The sequence below is a fragment of the Devosia sp. genome (genome assembly GCF_014860165.1).
Lineage (GTDB): Bacteria > Pseudomonadota > Alphaproteobacteria > Rhizobiales > Devosiaceae > Devosia.
On record NZ_JACZKG010000066.1, the window covers coordinates 13810 to 30717 of the forward strand.

General features: G+C 64.8%; 14 protein-coding genes. 7 read left to right on the top strand and 7 right to left on the bottom strand.

Annotation, left to right across the window (positions count from 1 at the left end; all coding sequences use genetic code 11):
• Nucleotides 1-44 precede the first annotated feature (44 nt).
• Complete coding sequence (locus IH615_RS16050; protein WP_291363330.1) at nucleotides 45-2141, bottom strand: ATP-dependent helicase; 2097 nt, start codon at nucleotides 2139-2141, stop codon at nucleotides 45-47.
• 175 nt (nucleotides 2142-2316) lie between these two features.
• Nucleotides 2317-6999, bottom strand: coding sequence for an NAD-glutamate dehydrogenase (locus IH615_RS16055; RefSeq protein ID WP_291363332.1), 4683 nt, complete (start codon nucleotides 6997-6999; stop codon nucleotides 2317-2319).
• Nucleotides 7000-7225: 226 nt separating this feature from the next.
• Between IH615_RS16055 and IH615_RS16060 the strand changes: the two genes are divergently transcribed.
• On the top strand, nucleotides 7226-8281 hold the full coding sequence (locus IH615_RS16060) for a sulfate ABC transporter substrate-binding protein (RefSeq protein WP_291363334.1): 1056 nt from the start codon (nucleotides 7226-7228) through the stop codon (nucleotides 8279-8281).
• A 68-nt stretch (nucleotides 8282-8349) separates the two neighbouring features.
• Here the strand turns inward: IH615_RS16060 and IH615_RS16065 are convergent, their stop codons facing one another.
• The 4 genes from IH615_RS16065 to IH615_RS16080 form a co-directional block, all read right to left on the bottom strand.
• Nucleotides 8350-8631, bottom strand: a complete 282-nt coding sequence (locus IH615_RS16065; RefSeq protein WP_291363336.1) for a hypothetical protein — start codon at nucleotides 8629-8631, stop codon at nucleotides 8350-8352.
• Between the two features lie 19 nt (nucleotides 8632-8650).
• Nucleotides 8651-8935: a hypothetical protein gene (locus tag IH615_RS16070; protein ID WP_291363338.1), complete on the bottom strand. Its 285-nt coding sequence runs from the start codon at nucleotides 8933-8935 to the stop codon at nucleotides 8651-8653.
• Between the two features lie 84 nt (nucleotides 8936-9019).
• Nucleotides 9020-9559 (bottom strand): flavin reductase family protein, encoded by a 540-nt coding sequence (locus IH615_RS16075; protein WP_291363340.1) that lies wholly within the window; start codon nucleotides 9557-9559, stop codon nucleotides 9020-9022.
• Nucleotides 9560-9691: 132 nt separating this feature from the next.
• On the bottom strand, nucleotides 9692-10294 hold the full coding sequence (locus tag IH615_RS16080) for a superoxide dismutase (protein ID WP_291363342.1): 603 nt from the start codon (nucleotides 10292-10294) through the stop codon (nucleotides 9692-9694).
• 114 nt (nucleotides 10295-10408) lie between these two features.
• Between IH615_RS16080 and IH615_RS16085 the strand changes: the two genes are divergently transcribed.
• The 5 genes from IH615_RS16085 (at nucleotide 10409) to IH615_RS16105 (ending at nucleotide 14666) form a co-directional block, all read left to right on the top strand.
• Nucleotides 10409-11059, top strand: coding sequence for a metalloregulator ArsR/SmtB family transcription factor (locus IH615_RS16085; protein WP_291363344.1), 651 nt, complete (start codon nucleotides 10409-10411; stop codon nucleotides 11057-11059).
• Nucleotides 11056-11547: a group III truncated hemoglobin gene (locus tag IH615_RS16090; RefSeq protein WP_316359725.1), complete on the top strand. Its 492-nt coding sequence runs from the start codon at nucleotides 11056-11058 to the stop codon at nucleotides 11545-11547. Before IH615_RS16085 ends, IH615_RS16090 begins: the two co-directional genes overlap by 4 nt.
• Nucleotides 11548-11880: 333 nt before the next feature.
• Nucleotides 11881-12750, top strand: a complete 870-nt coding sequence (cysT, locus tag IH615_RS16095) for a sulfate ABC transporter permease subunit CysT (protein ID WP_291363347.1) — start codon at nucleotides 11881-11883, stop codon at nucleotides 12748-12750.
• The gene (gene cysW / locus IH615_RS16100; RefSeq protein ID WP_291363349.1) at nucleotides 12740-13612 is read left to right on the top strand and encodes a sulfate ABC transporter permease subunit CysW; all 873 of its coding nucleotides are present in this window, start codon (nucleotides 12740-12742) and stop codon (nucleotides 13610-13612) included. The genes cysT and cysW overlap by 11 nt, the downstream gene beginning before the upstream one ends.
• 16 nt (nucleotides 13613-13628) lie before the next feature.
• Complete coding sequence (locus tag IH615_RS16105) at nucleotides 13629-14666, top strand: sulfate/molybdate ABC transporter ATP-binding protein (RefSeq protein ID WP_291363351.1); 1038 nt, start codon at nucleotides 13629-13631, stop codon at nucleotides 14664-14666.
• Nucleotides 14667-14744: 78 nt separating this feature from the next.
• On the opposite strand, the gene IH615_RS16110 is transcribed toward IH615_RS16105, so the two are convergent.
• Complete coding sequence (locus IH615_RS16110) at nucleotides 14745-15209, bottom strand: Lrp/AsnC ligand binding domain-containing protein (protein ID WP_291363353.1); 465 nt, start codon at nucleotides 15207-15209, stop codon at nucleotides 14745-14747.
• A 208-nt stretch (nucleotides 15210-15417) separates the two neighbouring features.
• On the opposite strand from IH615_RS16110, the gene IH615_RS16115 reads away from it, so the two are divergent.
• A partial coding sequence (locus IH615_RS16115) for a proline dehydrogenase family protein (protein WP_291363355.1) occupies nucleotides 15418-16908 on the top strand: 1491 nt, incomplete at its 3' end.

The following is a 16908-nucleotide window of genomic DNA, read 5'->3' on the forward strand; positions in this document are numbered from 1 at the left end:
CCGCCGCGCAGATTCCACCCTTGCAGGCCGCCGCGCCACACAACCTACTTCCACATGCCCCGCATCTGCGCGCCGATATCCATCTGTGCCGGGGCGGGTGACAGCCCCTCGATATAAGCCGGCTTCACCGGCGGCCACAAAATGTCCTCGAACAGGGGCACCATGGCCCGCGGAATGAACCGCGTCCGCTGCGCATAAAGGTGCTTGTCGCCATGCTTATGCTGCTGCGTCACGAAAAACCGCTGCGGCACGATCAGGTTCAGCTCGTCCCGCGCCCGCGTCATCGCCACATAGAGCAGCCGCCGCTCCTCCTCCAGTTCATGCGTTGAACCGGTGCCCAGGTCCGAGGGGATGCAGCCATCCACCACGTTGAGCACATGCACCGCCTTCCATTCCTGCCCCTTGGCCGAGTGAATGGTCGACAAGATGAGATAATCCTCGTCCAGCGAGGGCACCCCCGATTGGTCGCTGGTCGCATCCGGCGGGTCCAGCGTCAGTTCGGTGAGGAACCGTTCGCGGCTGGGATAGCCCGAGGCAATCTGCTCGAGCTGCAGGATATCCTGCATCCGCACAGCCGCGTCCTCATAGGCCTGTTCCATCAGCGGCTCATACCAGAGCCGCGCATAGCCCAGTTCCAGCGGCCAGCCCGCCTCCCTGCGCGACAGCCGCCCCATCATCTCCACCAGCCCGGTCCAGCCCTCGGCCGCCCGCGGCGGCGCCGGAATCTCGCCCAGCGCCCAGACCGGGTCCGGTCCAACAGCCATGGCGTCGAGCACCTTGCCCGCCGTGCCCGGGCCGACGCCCGGCAGAAGTTGCAGCACGCGGAACCCCGCCACCCGGTCGCGCGGATTCTCCGCCCAGCGCAAAATGGCCAGCAGGTCCTTGATATGCGCCGCGTCGAGGAATTTGAGCCCACCAAACTTCACGAACGGAATGTTCCGTCGCGTCAGCTCGATTTCCAGTGGCCCCGAATGGCTCGATGTCCGAAACAGCACGGCCTGGCTCTTGAGCGCCATGCCGCCCTCGCGCGCTTCCAGCACCTTGTGCACCACATAGCGCGCCTGGTCCGCCTCGTCACGCACCGTCACCAGCAGCGGCCTGGCGTCCGATTGCCGCTCGGTCCACAGGTTCTTGGTGAAACGCTCGCTGGCCATGTCGATGACGGCATTGGCGGCGGAGAGGATCGGCTGCGTCGAGCGATAGTTCCGGTCCAGCGTAACGATATCAGCCGGCGGATTGAACGCCGCGGGGAAATCGAGAATGTTCCGCACGGTCGCCGCCCGGAACGAATAGATCGACTGCGCATCGTCCCCCACGACAGTCAGCCCGCTGCCATCTGGCCGCATCGCCAGCAGCACGCTGGCCTGCAGCCGGTTGGTATCCTGGTACTCATCCACCAGCACATGGTCGAACCGCCCGGAGACCTCGGCGGCAATCCCGGGATCGGCCATCATGCCGGCCCAGTAGAGCAGCAGGTCGTCATAATCGAGTACGTTCTGTTTCTGCTTGGCCTCGACATAGCCGCCAAACAACTGTCGCAGCTCGCTCGCCCACATGGCGCACCACGGAAACGTCTCCTTGAGCACTGTTTCCAGTTCGCCCTGTGCATTGACCACGCGCGAATAGATGGCCAGGCACGTGCTCTTGGTCGGAAACCGGCTCTTGGCCTCGCTCATCCCCAGCTCATGCCGGACGAGGTTCATCAGGTCCGCCGAGTCTTCGCGATCATGGATGGTAAAGGCCGGGTCGAGCCCGATCTGGCTCGCATGCTCGCGCAGCAGCCGCGCGCCGATGCCATGAAACGTCCCGGCCCAGCTGAGCGCGTCGGTGAGTACGCCCGAACTCTTGCCCAGCACCTGCGCCGCGATCCGCTCCACCCGCCGGCTCATCTCGCTGGCTGCCCGCCGCGAAAACGTCATCAGCAGGATGCGCCGCGGATCGGCGCCATTGACCAACAGATGCGCCACCCGATGCGCCAGCGTATTGGTCTTGCCCGATCCGGCGCCCGCAATCACCAGCAGCGGGCCGGGCCGTTCCTGCCCAATGCCATGCTCCACCGCGCGGCGTTGCTCCGGGTTGAGGGCATCGAGATAATTGAGGCTGGCGAGCACGAATCGGGGACCTGTGAGCGGAACTCTCACCAAAGTCTATTCTGGTTTTGTTCGCAATGGGTGAATGCTTCGATGCCTGCTGCCCACGACATCATTCCGGCGCAGGCCGGAATCCATGTCCGAGGCTTGCCGCTACATCCAGCGTGTCGGATGGCTTCCCGCATGGATTCCGGTCTCCGCCGGGATGCCCCCCGTGATTTTGGCCTCAAACCTCCTGCGCCAGATCCGCCAGTAGCCCCGCCGCCACGCTCAACCGCGACACGGTCAGCGCCCCCTGGGTCAGCTCGGCCACCGCCGTAGCTGTTCGCCCGATCCCCGGCCTTGCCGTCCAGCCGCCAAGGCCGCCATCGCTCTTGAGCACGTCGGCTGTCAGGTCGCGTTGCGCGCGCATCAGGTTGGCCAGTGCCCGGTCCAGCGCCATGCGGTCGAACCGGTCGCTGAGCCGGATGGCCCGTCCCTGCTCGATCACCGGCCAAAGCTCGAAGGCCGTGAACACCCCGAAAAACGCCGTTGCCCCTTCGGCCACCGGCACACCGGAGCGTTCGCTGACCAGCACGATGTCGCTGGCATAGCTGAGCACCGACAGTTCCGCGATGCGCTGTGCCACCCCTTCCGGCACGCCCTTGGCCACCAGGTCCATCGCCCGCTCGGCCACGCCTTGCGCCAGCGACGCGGGCAGGGTGCTTCCCAGCATTGCCTTGAGCGTGGCCACGCCCGCCGCATGCCGCTCCACCAGTCCGGCCAATCCCTGCGTCACGTCGGCATTGCGCAGGAACCACAGGCTCTCCTGCCGCAGCAGGCTCATCACCTCGGCATAAAGCGCCAGTTGCACTTCGCCCGCGATCCTGCCGTCCAGCGCATCTATCGCTGCATTGAGTTCGACCAGGCCATAGGCATCGCGCGTGGCCGCGTAGGCCAGCGCCACCTCGCCGGGGCTGGCGCTGGTTGCCGCCATCAGATCGGTCACAAAGGCCGGCCCGCCGCGATTGATCATCGCATTGGCCAGCACGGTAGCAATGACTTCGCGCTTCAGCCGATGCCCGGTTACCGCGTCTGGGTAAGTCCTGTGCAGCGTCTCGGGGAAATAGCGGTAGAGTTCACCGGCCAGGTAGCCCTCGTCGATCGACTTGCCCTGCAACAGGTCCGCGTAAAACGTCAGCTTGGCATAGGCGAGAATGACAGCCAGTTCCGGCCTCACCAGCGCCGTCCCGCTCGCCGCCCTGGCGTCCAGCACGGTGTCGGCGGGCAGGAATTCCACCGCGCGATCCAGTAATCCGCGCCGTTCCAGCTGTTCGATAAGTTCGCGATGGTCGGGCAGATCGTGCAGACCGGCCCGCTGCGCCAGCGAGATCGCCAGGCCCTGCATGTAGTTGTTGCGCAGGCACAGGGCCGCGACCTCGTCGGTCATCGTCACCAGGAACCGGTTGCGCGCTTCGATGTCCAGCGTTCTATCCGCCAGCAGCGGCGCCAGCGCGATCTTGATGTTCACCTCGAGATCGCTCGAATTCACCCCCGCCGAATTGTCGATGGCGTCAGTGTTGATGCGCCCGCCGGCCAGCGCATATTCGATGCGTCCGCGCTGCGTCACACCCAGGTTTGCGCCTTCCCCTACCACCTTGGCCCGGACGTCGCTGCCGGTGATGCGGATCGCGTCATTGGCCCGGTCGCCCACATCGGCATCGGTTTCCAGCGAACTGCGTACATAGGTTCCGATGCCCCCGAACCACAGCAGGTCCACATCTGCCTTGAGGATTGCTGTCATCACTTCGGCCGGCGTCGCATGGTCTGCCGTGATCCCCAGCGTCGCCCGTATCTGGGGGGAGAGCGGGATGGATTTGAGTGACCGCGAAAACACCCCGCCACCCTCGGAGATCAGGCCCTTGTCATAGTCCTGCCAGCTGGAGCGGGGCAGGGCGAACAGCCGCTGCCGCTCAGCCAGGCTCCTGGCCGCATCGGGCTGCGGATCGATGAAGATGTCGCGGTGGTCGAATGCCGCCAGCAGCCGGATTTCGGGCGAGAGCAGCATGCCATTGCCGAACACGTCGCCGCTCATGTCGCCCACCCCGACGACGGTGAACGGCTCCTTCTGGATATCGCGGTCCATCTCGCGGAAATGCCGCTTCACCGCTTCCCAGCCGCCACGCGCCGTAATGCCCATCTTCTTGTGGTCATAGCCGGCCGAGCCACCCGAAGCGAAGGCGTCCCCCAGCCAGAAGCCGCGCGCAATGGCGATGCCATTGGCTGTGTCGGAAAAGCTCGCCGTGCCCTTGTCCGCCGCCACCACCAGATAGGGATCGTCCCCATCGCGCCGCACCACATCCCTTGGCGGCGCCACCTCGCCTTGCACGAGATTGTCGGTCACATCGAGCAGCGCACCGATGAATATCTTGTAGGCGGCGACGCCCTCCGCAGCGAAGGCCTCTCGCGCCATCCCCGGCACCAGCAGCTTGGGCACGAAGCCGCCCTTGGCGCCGACAGGCACGATCACCGCATTCTTGACCTGTTGCGCCTTGACCAGCCCCAGCACTTCCGTGCGGAAATCTTCCGGCCGGTCCGACCAGCGGATGCCGCCGCGCGCAATGGCGCCAAACCGCATGTGGATGCCTTCGACGCGGGGCGAATAGACCGAGATCTCCCGATACGGCCGCGGTGCCGCCATGCCGTCCACGAGGCCACTGTTGAACTTGATCGCGAGGGCCGGCATGCGGTTGCCCTCCGCATCGCGCTGGAACGCATTGGTGCGGACGGACGCCTCCACCAGGTTGAGAAACCGGCGGATAATCGTGTCCTCGTCCAGCGACGCCATGGCGTCGAGCGCCACGGCGATCCGCTGTCGGGCCGCCTCGGCGCTGGCCTCCCGGTCGGTTTGCCTGGGGTCATGCAGCGCCTCGAACAGCGCCACCAATGCCGATGCCGCCTCCGCCTGTTTGACCAGCACATTTGCGATGTAGCGCTGCGAATAGGAAATCCCGATCTGCCGCAGATAGCGCGACAGCGCCCGCAACAGGGCCGCGTCGTTCCAGCCCAGGCTCGTCCGCGTCACCAGCGCATTGAGCTGGTCGCTTTCCGTCAGCCCACTCCAAACCGCCAGCAGCCCCGCTTCGACCGCCGGGCCACGCGCCGCGACGTCGAAATCGCTGCCATCGAGCGGCTCCAGCACCATGTCGTGCAGATATCGCTCCACCCCGTCGCGCGGCACGATCGTATAGGTCCGCTCGTCGATCACCCGGAAGCCGAACGCTTCCAGCATCGGCACGCGGTCGCTCAGCGGAATGGCGCTTTCCCGGTGGTAGAACTTGAGCCCCAGCGACCCTTCGGTCCCGGTGCGCTCATAGAGCCGAACGGCTACGTCGGCGCCGTCGCCCAGCTCCCGCAACACGCCGATATCCACGAGCGCATCCTGCGCCGAATTGCGCGATTGGTAGGCCGGCGAAAACGCGCCGCGATAGTCGCTGATGCTGGCCGGATCATCGGCGGCGGCCACCAGCATGTCGCCGAAATTGGAGGTCAGCGCATTGACGCGGGCTTCCAGTTCCGCCCGCTCCGGCCGCGGCGTCGGCCCGGCTATGCGCCCGATAATGACATGCAGCCGCACCAGTTCCCCCTCGGGGAAATGCGGATAATAGGCCGAAACGCGCCCGTCATAGACCTGCGCCAGGTAGCGCGAGATCCGCGCCCGGGCTTCCCCGTCATAGCGGTCGCGCGGCACATAGACGAGCACGGAAACGAAATTGTCGAACCGGTCGATGCGCGGCAATACCCGCACCCGCGGCCGGTCATAGAGCCCGGCTATGGCCGTGGCGAATTCGAACAGCTGCTCGACGTTGATCTGGAACAGCTCGTCGCGAGGATATGAATCCAGCGCGCTCAGCAGCGTCCGCCCGTCATGCCCCAGCGGGTCGATGCCCGACTTGCGCATCACCTCGGCAATCTTGCGCCGGATGATCGGCACCTCGGTATGCGGCGTCGCCAGCGCCTGGGCCGTGAACAGGCCGACCACCCGCAATTCTCCGACGGCCTGGCCGTTCGCGCCGAAAATCTTGATTCCCACATAATCCAGATGGCCGCGCCGATGCACCCGCGAGCGCACATTGGCCTTGGTCACCAGCAGCGGTTCGCCCGAAGCCATGAAGGCGGTGTGCTGCGGCGTTGACTCGACGAAGGTCGGGCCGCTGCGCAGCACCTTGAATGCCGCATCCCGCAGGATGCCCAGGCCGCTATCGGCCACCGGCACCAGTCCGCCATCGGTCAGCTGATACTCCCTGATGCCCAGGAAGGTGAAATTGTGCTCGATAAGCCAGTCGAGGAAACGCAGAGGCTCGTCCTTCTGGCTGTTGGTGCTGGCCTCGAGCGTTCCGATCGCCCGGCGCAACCGCTCCAGCATGTTCTGCCAGTCGCGCACCGCGCGCGTCACGTCGGCCATGGTGGCCTCGATCTCGGCCGTCAGCGCCGCGATGTCGGCCACCGGATCGCTGTGGATGTGCAACACGCTCAGCGCCCGTCCGGTGCTCTCGCTCACCACGCCCGCGTCCAGCCGCACCACGGGGTGGGTGAACATCTGCACTGTGCCCCCGGCGGCCCGCACGGCCGCCAGCGCGCTGTCGACAATGAAGGGCATGTCGGGCGAGATGATATCGAGCACCAGCGGGTCGCCGGACCGGGCCGGTGGCGTGGCCGTCAGCCGGCTGCTGTCACCGGAATAGGCCATCAGGTGCCGGTAGGATTGTCGCAGCGTCGCTTCGAACTGCTGCGGCGTCTGGCGCTCCAGGTCCTCGCCATCCGTCGCCTGGATCGCCGCCTTGAAGAAGCGCGCGAAGCTGGCGTCTTCCTCTGTCAAAGCCGCGGCGCGGCCCAGCAATGCCGGCCGGTTCGATTGTCCCAGGTCCATTCAACGACTCTCCCACTCGCCCACGCAGTCTAGGCAGCCGCAGCGCATCTGTCTGCCATCCCTTCGCATGATAGCTCCGGCGCGCGATGGCCCGGTGACACAGCCCGGCTGCGCCTATGCGCATTTTCTCGCTTGGGCGCCAATTGCAGCAAACCGTTCTCCCGCGCGTCACAACGGCGCGAACCATCGCCTTGCGATACCCTAGTGATCTGGTAGTCTTTTAGTCATGCGATCTCAGCGGGAGACAGAGATGAAGAACGCGTCCACTTTTATCGCCTATACGGCCCTAGCCGCCGCGCTGGTGCTGGGTTTCGCGGTGACGGCGCATGGTCAGGATCGCACCCTGATCAATGTCAGCTACGACCCCACCCGTGAACTCTACCAGCAGTTCAACGAGGCCTTCATCGCCCACTGGCAGACGGAAACAGGCGAGACGGTCGCCATCGAGAACACGCATGGCGGCTCCGGCGCCCAGGCGCGCACCGTCATCGACGGTCTTGAGGCCGATGTGGTGACCCTGGCGCTCGAAAGCGACATCAACGCCATCTCCGATGCCAATCCCGCGCTGATCCCGGCCGATTGGCGCGGCACGTTCGAAAACAACAACGCGCCCTATACCTCCACCATCGTCTTCCTCGTCCGCAAGGGTAACCCCAAGGGCCTCGGCGATTGGGGCGACCTGATCAAGGATGGCGTCGAAGTCATCACACCCAATCCCAAGACATCAGGTGGCGCCCGCTGGAACCTGCTGGCCGCCTGGGCCTGGGCCAAGGCGCAGCCCGGCGGTTCCGATGAGACCGCGCAGGCCTTCGTGACCGACCTCTACAGGCATGTCCCCGTGCTCGATACCGGCGCTCGGGGCGCCACCACCACCTTCGTGCAGCGCGGCATCGGCGACGTCCTGCTGGCCTGGGAAAACGAGGCCTACCTGGCCCTCGAAGAACTCGGCCCCGACGCCTTCGATATCGTGACCCCCTCGGTATCGATCCTGGCCGAACCCCCGGTTGCGCTGGTCGTCGGCAATGCCGAAAACAAGGGCAATACCGATCTGGCCCAAGCCTATCTCGAATATCTCTATTCCGACGAAGGCCAGGCCATCGCCGCCGCGAACTACTACCGCCCGTTCAGGCCGGAAGCCGCAAACCCCGACGACATTGCCCGCTTTGGCGACGTCAACCTGGTGACCATCGCCGATTTCGGCGGCTGGCGCGAAGCCCAGCCCCGCTTCTTCGGCGACGGCGGCATTTTCGACCAGATCTATTCCGGCGCCCCCGCGCAGTAACGCCCTCGTCCTCCCAGACGTACAAGCGCCGGCCCCAGGGCCGGCGTTTTTGCGTTCCGATAGAGCCACTACCGGTCGTTGCCGTCGTCGTCGCGGACCAAGCCGCCCAGTTGTGTTTGCAGTTTCCGCAGAACGTTCAAAACCATGTTGTCGCAATCGTAGTGACGTCCGCTGACGTCCGCCTGGATCGACCAGGCGCCCGTCTCGTTCGCAGTTACATCGAGGTATGCCAAAACGTCGTCGACGGCGGCGTGCAGCAGCCATGGATCAGCCTGGCCTGGCAGCAAGGCGGATAACGCACCGCGGACATCTGCGATGTCGCCCGTTCCCTCGAGAAAGTAGCTCTTCATATCAATGAGCTCGGAGCTATCAATGCACCGTCGTCGGTTCGATCGGCTCCTGTTCCTCGCCACCGGCCGTGACCTTCGGCCCGGCCCAGAACACCAGATACAGCAGCTCTTCACCCGACGCGTCGGTGATCTCGATCGAACGCGGGATTCGCGTATCGCCCCCTGTGCTTGCTGCCTGTTCGACAATGGCTTTGGCCAGCGCCGCGGCATTGTGCTCCGCCGCCTCGATATCGGGCAATTCGCTGCCATCCGCATCGCGGATCAGTTCGTCATCGGTGCGATAGTGAAAGAAAAATCGGGGCATCTCGGCCTCCCTCAATGGGGGAAACGCAGCTTTCGGCGTGAGGGTTGCCGAAGCAGTTGCGCCAGCTTGGCAGTTTCGCGCCCCTCAGTCGAGCCCGCCGACGGCGCGATATTGGTGGCGTTGCCACAGCAGCGGCGCACGGCTCTCCGTCGTTTCCGCCTCGATGACTGCACCTGCAAACAGCACATGGGTGCCCGTCTCGATCGCCCCGATCACATCGCAATCCAGCGCTGTCACCGCCCCCAGCAGCATCGGGTGACCCGATGGCCACTGGCTCCAGCGGCCGGTGTTGAACCGTTCCTCCGGCGCCACCTGCCCGGCAAAGGCATCGGCGACCTCAGTCTGGTCATCGGCGAGCAGGGCGAGCGAGAATCCGCCAGTCTTGGCGATCAGGTCCGCCAGGCGGCTCATGATGTCGATAGAGATCAGGATGGTCGGTGGGTTGATCGACAGCGACAGCATCGAGGTGACGGTTCGTCCGATCCGCTCATCGCCCCGCCTTGCCGTCACCAGGCTCACCGTCGCCGCCATGCCGGACATGGCGGCCCGGAATTCCGCATTGCTCACCACGGGCTGCCGGGGTGGATGCAGTTTCATCGTGTCGGGCAGTTCAAAATCCGCCATTACCGCCGTCATACTCTCAGCACTTTCGATGAGCGACACGGCGCCCGAATAAACCACTACGCCATTCCCGCGCAGGCGGGAATCACCGTTTCTGGAGGTCACCGAAAGGTAAACCCCGCCTGCGCGAAACATTCAGGCCAGATTGGCTTCCGCAAACTCGTAATTGGCCAGCTTGTCGAGGAAGTTGGTCACGTAATCCGGGCGCCGATTGCGGAAATCGACATAGTAGCTGTGCTCCCACACATCGAGCCCCAGCAGCGGCTTGCCTTCTCCTGTCGCCAGCGGGTTGCTGCCATTGGGCGTCTTGGTCACCTTCAGCTTGCCGTCGGTGCCCAGCACCAGCCACGCCCAGCCCGAGCCGAATTGCGTCGTCGCCGCCGTTTTGAACTGCTCCTTGAAGGCCTCGACCGAGCCCAGGTCGCTCACGATCTTGGTCTCGAGCTTCCCTGGAAGCGCGCCACCCTTGGGCGATAGGGCATTCCAGAAGTGGATATGGTTCCAGTGCTGCCCGGCATTGTTGAACACCGGCGCCAGGTCAGCCTTGCCATTGGCGAAGGCTATGATCTCTTCCAGCGATTTACCCTGCAGGTCGGCATTCTTCTCCACGAAACCATTCAGCGCCGTCACATAGGCCTGGTGGTGCTTGTCGTGATGCAGCTCCAGCGTTTCCTGGCTCATGCCGCGTTCGGCGAGGGCAGCGTGGGAATAGGGCAGGGCGGGAAGTTCAAAGGCCATTATCGACTCCTGGGTTCGGTGCGGCATTGGCAACGCTTGCATTCGGTCGCCACGCCGGTTAATTTCCAAGTGATGACTTTGAAAACCTCTAGCGCTAATATGTCAAGACCGAACTTGGAAAATGTAGCATGGTCGCCCCGCAGCCCCGCCGAACGGGTCCTGATGGCGCTCAAGATGCATGGCGCCTTGTCGTCCGCGGCCGTGGGCGCCAAGCTCGGCACTTCAGGCGAAGCGGCCCGCCAGCAGCTTGCCCGCCTGGCGGAAGAGGGGCTGGTCGTTGCGAGCAGCGAGGCCAAGGGGGTAGGGCGCCCCACCCAGAGCTGGAGCCTGACCCCATCGGCGCAGGCGCGCTTTCCCGATACCCATGCCGCCCTCACGGTCCAGTTGCTCGGCATTATCAGCACGTCATTGGGCGATGCTGCGCTCGATACCATCATTTCCAGCCGTGAAGCGGAGACCCGCGCGGTTTACCAGACGGCGCTGGCCGCTCGCGCCAGCCTGCGCGACAAGGTTGCCGCGCTCGCCGATCTGCGATCCGCCGAAGGCTACATGGCCGATTGGCGCGAGGAGGCTGATGGCTCCTTCGTTCTGGTCGAAAACCACTGTCCCATCTGCGCGGCGGCGGTCGCCTGCCAGGGTTTCTGCCGCGCCGAACTCGATGTCTTCCGCGCCGTTCTCGGCAGTGGGGCCGAGGTCGAGCGCACCGAGCATATCGTCGCCGGCGGCCGCCGCTGCAGCTACGCCATCCGCGAGATTGACGCATGAGCGACGGCAACCCACGCCCGCCCATCGGCACCCGCCTTCAGCGCATCGGCTGGGAGACGCCCGAGGGCCTCGACGAAGCCATGATCCGTGCCGTCGTCGACCGCTTCTACGCCGATGCCCGTCGCGACCCGGTCATCGGTCCAGTCTTCAATCGCATCATCGCGCCTGAGGCCTGGCCACACCACCTCTCCACCATTGCCGATTTCTGGAGTTCCATGCTGCTCGGCACCGGTCGCTATGCCGGCCGCCCCATGCCCAAGCACATGGCGATTCCGGAACTGTCCGATGCGCACTTCATGCGCTGGCTGGCCTTGTTCCGCCGTACGGTGGAAGAACTCTGCCCACCCGACATCGCCGCGCTCTTCATCGAGCGCTCCGAACGCATAGGCAACTCCTTCCGCATGAACATCGCCATGCGCCGTGGCGAGGACATCACGACCATGAAGCCCCTCGACCGCGAAACGCCACTATGGTCCCCGCCGAAGTAGACGGTGGCAATTTGTGCGACGAGCTGCCCCAACCATCAGACGTCACCCTCGGGCTTGCCCCGAGGGCTCTGTACTTAGCCAGCTCTCCGCAAATGTAGAGCCCTCGGGTCGAGCCCGAGGGTGACCATCGAGTGTGGGCGGGCAGTCTCAACCCGGGCAGACGCCTCAGAATCTCCCCTTTCACTCTGCCGCAGAATTTTTTTCCGCCGCGCTTCTCGCAAACGCCACCGCCTCGCTTTGATAAAGTCGACCGGTCCACTAGGGTTACCGCCGCGAACCGGGTTGAGAGGTCGACATGAACAGCACTGCAACCGCTGCCGTCCGGGCTGCCGCTTGAGCGCCTCCGTCTCCTCCGTTGCACGCCGCCTCGGGCGCTTTCGCCGCCCCAGCGTCATTCCCGGCTTCGGGCTGACGCTCGGCTTCACGCTCACCTATTTCTCGCTGATCATCCTGATCCCGCTGATCGCCCTGGCGGTTCGCTCCGCGGGCCTCGGTCCCGAAGGCTTCTGGAAGGCCGCGACCGATCCCCGCGTGCTCGGCGCACTGCGTGTCAGCTTCGTTTCCGCGCTCTTCGCCGCGGCGGTCAATGTCGTCTTCGGAACGCTCATCGCCTGGGTACTGGTGCGCTATCGCTTTCCCGGCCGCCGCATCTTCGATGCCATCATCGATCTGCCCTTTGCCCTGCCCACCGCAGTCGCCGGCATTGCGCTGACCGCCATCTACGCGCCCAACGGCGCGATCGGCGCGCTCTTCGCGCCGCTGGGCTGGCGCATCGCCTACACGCCGGCAGGCATCATCATCGCCATGATCTTCATCGGCCTGCCCTTCGTCGTCCGCACCATCCAGCCCATCCTCGAAGAGGTGAGCCACGAGGTCGAGGAAGCCAGTGCCACACTCGGCGCCAGCCGCCTGCAGACGGTCACGCGTGTCATCCTGCCCAGCCTCATGCCCGCCATCCTCACCGGCTTCGCGCTCGCCTTCGCACGCGCGGTTGGCGAATATGGCTCGGTCATCTTCATCGCCGGCAACATCCCGTTCGTGTCCGAAATCGCGCCGCTGCTGATCGTCATCCGCCTCGAGGAAACCAACTATGCCGGCGCGGCCGCCATCGCCTCGGTCATGCTGATCATCTCGTTCCTCTTGCTCTTCGCCATCAATCTCATCCAGGCCTGGAGCCGACGGAGGTACGGTTATGGCAACTAAGCTCACCGCCCGGCGCAAGCGCCGCATTTCGCCCACCAGCGAAAGCCGTCCCGTTCAGTGGCTGCTGATCGGCATCGCCTTCCTGTTCATGGGCGTGATGCTGCTCCTGCCGCTCTACGCCGTGTTCCACGAGGCCTTCCTCAAGGGCATCGGCGCGTTCTTCACGGGCCTCGCCCACAAGGACGCACAGGCCGCCATCCGCCTGACCCTGCTGGTCGCCGCCATTGCCGTGCCGCTCAACGTGATCTTCGGCGTCGCGGCCTCCTGGGCCATCGCCAAGTTCGAGTTCAAGGGCAAGGCCTTCCTCATCACCCTCATCGACCTGCCATTCTCGGTTTCGCCGGTCATCTCGGGCCTGGTCTATGTGCTGCTGTTCGGGGCAGGGAGCTTTCTCGGCCCTTTCCTCAAGTCCTACGGCATCGAGGTGCTCTTCGCCCTCCCGGGCATCGTGCTCGCCACCATTTTTGTCACCTTCCCCTTCGTCGCCCGCGAACTGATCCCCCTCATGCAGGATCAGGGCACTGGCGACGAGGAGGCCGCATTGTCGCTGGGCGCCAATGGCTGGCAGACCTTCTGGCGCGTGACGCTCCCCAACATCAAATGGGGCCTGCTCTATGGCGTGCTGCTCTGCAATGCCCGCGCCATGGGCGAATTCGGGGCTGTCGCCGTGGTCTCGGGCAAGATCCGCGGCCAGACCACCACCATGCCGCTGCAGGTGGAAATGCTCTACAATGAATATAATGGCACAGCAGCCTTCGCCCTCGCATCGCTGCTGGCCATGCTTGCGCTCGTCACGCTGGTCTTGAAGACCGCGCTGGAATGGCGCTTCGGCCAGGAAATCGCCGCCGGCGCCAACCACTGATAGGATCTGGGTGTCTATGGAAGTTCGCGTCCAAAACGTGCGCAAGGAATTCGACCGGTTCCCGGCGCTGCATGATGTGTCGCTCGATATTCGCTCGGGCGAACTGATCGCGCTGCTCGGCCCGTCGGGCTCGGGCAAGACCACGCTGCTGCGGCTGATCGCCGGCCTCGAAATGCCCACCCAGGGCAAGATCTTCTTTGGCGACACCGACGCGTCCGAAAAGACCGTGCAGGAGCGCAATATCGGCTTCGTGTTCCAGCACTATGCCCTGTTCCGGCACATGACCATCCTCGAGAACATCTCGTTTGGCCTCAAGGTTCGCCCGCGTTCCACGCGCCCGCCGGCCCATGAGATCCGCCGCCGCGCCATGGAGCTGCTCGATCTGGTCCAGCTCTCCGGCCTCGAGAAGCGCTACCCCAATCAGCTGTCCGGCGGCCAGCGCCAGCGCGTCGCCCTGGCCCGAGCCCTCGCCATCGAGCCCGCGGTGCTGCTGCTCGACGAGCCCTTCGGCGCTCTCGACGCCCAGGTCCGCCGCGAATTGCGCAAATGGCTGCGCGAGATCCATGATCGCACCGGCCACACCACCGTCTTCGTTACCCATGACCAGGAAGAAGCGCTCGAACTGTCCGACCGCCTCTGCGTCATGAGCCAGGGCAAGATCGAACAGGTCGGCACCCCCGACACCGTTTACGATCACCCCACTTCGCCCTTCGTTTTCGGCTTCATCGGCGAATCCAGCGAACTCCCCGTCACCATCGAGAACAACGAGCTCTGGGTCGGCGGCCGCGCTATCGGCATTCCGGCCGGCGATGCCAGTCCGGGCAATGCACGCCTGTTCTTCCGCCCGCACGATGTCGAACTGATCGAAGCCGAAGCCTCGCTCGCCGGCGTCGTCAGCACCTCCCGGCGCGTCGGCGGCACCCGCCGCGTCGAGCTGGAAATCGGTGGCGCCGGTCACCTCGTCGAGGTCGATCTGCCCTTCGACCATCCCGCCGGAGACAAGACCCGCCTGGCCTTCCGCCCCCGCCGCTGGAAACTGTTCCCCGCGACCTGACGATCTCCACGCTCGCTTTGCGGCATTCTGCAGGACATCAGCAAGAAATCTGCCAGCATGCTGGCGGAAACGGCCGGCCTAATCGTCCTCCTTCACCGCCTCCATCGATACATGCGTGCTGGTATGGGCCACATGGGGCAGGGCGCTGATCCGTTCCCCCAGCACCTCCCGATAATCGGCAATGTCCTTGGTTCGCACCTTGAGCAGATAGTCGAAATTCGATGCAATCATATGGGCTTGCTCGACTTCCGGTATCGCGCGCACCGCCTTGTTGAACGCCATGAGCGCCGCCTTGCGCGTGTCGCTCAGCTTCACCTCGACAAACGCCACATGCGGCAACCCCAGCCGCCTGGGGTCGATCACCGCCCGATAGCCCAGGATATACCCAGCCCTCTCCAGCCGCGTAATCCGCGCCTGGCAAGGCGTTTTGCTGAGGTTTACCCGGCGGCTCAACTCCGCCACGCTGATCCGGCCATCCCGCGCCAGTTCATCAAGGATGTGCCGATCGATATGGTCCAAAGTCTCGTATGTGATAGTCTGCATGGGTGTTTATCCTGTCCTGGGCCAACAGGATAGCGCTTCATGCTACTCGTCGCCACAACATCAGGCGAAACGCCTATTGGACCTCTGGCATTCTCAACAAACCTCATGGTGAGCCTGTCGAACCACGAGGGCGTGGCATCGATCCAGCCACGACCTCCCCCTTCGACAAGCTCAGGATGAGGTCTACTGTCAGGCACTGAGGTTAGCCATGAACCCAAGCATCACCGACATCCGCACCACCCTCCGCGCCCGCAACCTCGCAGACGAAACCACGCTGGTCCGGGACCTCATTGCCGCCACCGGCCTCGACGATGCCGCACGGCAGGCCATCTCCACCCATGCCGAAACCCTCGTCACCACGGTCCGCTCGGGCAACCGTCTCGGCCTCATGGAGTCCTTCCTCGCCGAATATGGCCTGGCCACCGACGAAGGCGTCGCCCTTATGTCCCTGGCCGAAGCGCTGCTCCGCGTGCCGGACGCTGAGACTGTCGACGCTCTCATCCACGACAAGGTCGGCGGGTCCGACTGGACCGCCCATTTCGGCGCCTCGCCCAATCCGCTGGTGAACTTCTCCTCCTGGGCGCTGAGCCTCACCGCCGACGTCCTCGGCGATCCCGAAATCGGCCCGAAGAACGCCCTCCACCGCGCCATCGCCCGCCTGGGCGAACCGGTCATCCGCACGGCCGTCGCCCAGGCCATGCGCCTGCTCGGCAGCCAGTTCGTCTTCGGCCGCACCATCGACGAAGCCATCACAAACGCAAAAAAGCCCGAAGCGCTGGGCTATCGCTATTCCTACGACATGCTCGGCGAGGCCGCCCGCACCTCCGCCGACGCGGCCAGCTATTTCGACGCCTATGCCCGGGCCATAGCCAGCCTGGCTCCCCATTGCACCGCGCCCTCCGTCCGCGATAACCCCGGCATCTCGGTGAAGCTCTCGGCGCTCCACCCGCGCTACGAGTTCGCGCAGCGCTCCCGCGTCATGAGCGAACTCGTTGATGCGACTCGCAAACTTGCCCTCGCTGCCAGGACCGCGAATATGGGCTTCAATATCGACGCCGAGGAAGCCGACCGGCTCGATCTCTCCCTCGACATCATCGCCGAAGTCCTCGCCACGCCGGAACTGGCCGGCTGGGACGGCTTCGGCGTCGTCGTCCAGGCCTATGGCAAGCGCGTCCTGCCGCTGATCGACTGGCTCGACGCTACCGCAAGGTCCCTCGACCGCCGAATAATGGTCCGCCTCGTCAAGGGCGCCTATTGGGACGCCGAGATCAAGCGCGCCCAGGTGCTCGGCCTCCCGGGTTACCCCGTCTTCACGCGCAAGTCCTCGACCGACATCAGCTACATCGCCGCCGCGAAAAAGCTTTTCGCCGCCTCATCGATCTACCCCCAATTCGCCACCCACAATGCCCACACCGCCGCTGCCGTGCTTCACCTGGCAGCCAAGGCGGGCTGGGGACCGGACAGCTACGAATTCCAGCGCCTCCATGGCATGGGCGAGCGCCTTCACGAAGTCCTGCGCACCAATGCCGGCACCCGCACCCGCATTTATGCCCCCGTCGGCGCGCACAAGGACCTCCTCGCCTACCTCGTCCGCCGCCTGCTCGAAAACGGCGCCAACGGCTCGTTTGTCTATCAGGTCGCCGATGAGGACATCCCGGCCAGCGTGGTGGCAGAGGACCCGATCGCCAAGGTCCTCGCG

Coding starts and splice junctions, on each gene's coding strand:
- IH615_RS16080 (WP_291363342.1), bottom strand. CDS start 10,294: ATGGCCTTTGAACTTCCCGCCCTGCCCTATTCCCACGCTGCCCTCGCC.
- IH615_RS16060 (WP_291363334.1), top strand. CDS start 7,226: ATGCGATCTCAGCGGGAGACAGAGATGAAGAACGCGTCCACTTTTATC.
- IH615_RS16075 (WP_291363340.1), bottom strand. CDS start 9,559: ATGGCGGATTTTGAACTGCCCGACACGATGAAACTGCATCCACCCCGG.
- IH615_RS16090 (WP_316359725.1), top strand. CDS start 11,056: ATGAGCGACGGCAACCCACGCCCGCCCATCGGCACCCGCCTTCAGCGC.
- IH615_RS16055 (WP_291363332.1), bottom strand. CDS start 6,999: ATGGACCTGGGACAATCGAACCGGCCGGCATTGCTGGGCCGCGCCGCG.
- cysW (WP_291363349.1), top strand. CDS start 12,740: ATGGCAACTAAGCTCACCGCCCGGCGCAAGCGCCGCATTTCGCCCACC.
- IH615_RS16065 (WP_291363336.1), bottom strand. CDS start 8,631: ATGAAGAGCTACTTTCTCGAGGGAACGGGCGACATCGCAGATGTCCGC.
- IH615_RS16110 (WP_291363353.1), bottom strand. CDS start 15,209: ATGCAGACTATCACATACGAGACTTTGGACCATATCGATCGGCACATC.
- IH615_RS16105 (WP_291363351.1), top strand. CDS start 13,629: ATGGAAGTTCGCGTCCAAAACGTGCGCAAGGAATTCGACCGGTTCCCG.
- IH615_RS16070 (WP_291363338.1), bottom strand. CDS start 8,935: ATGCCCCGATTTTTCTTTCACTATCGCACCGATGACGAACTGATCCGC.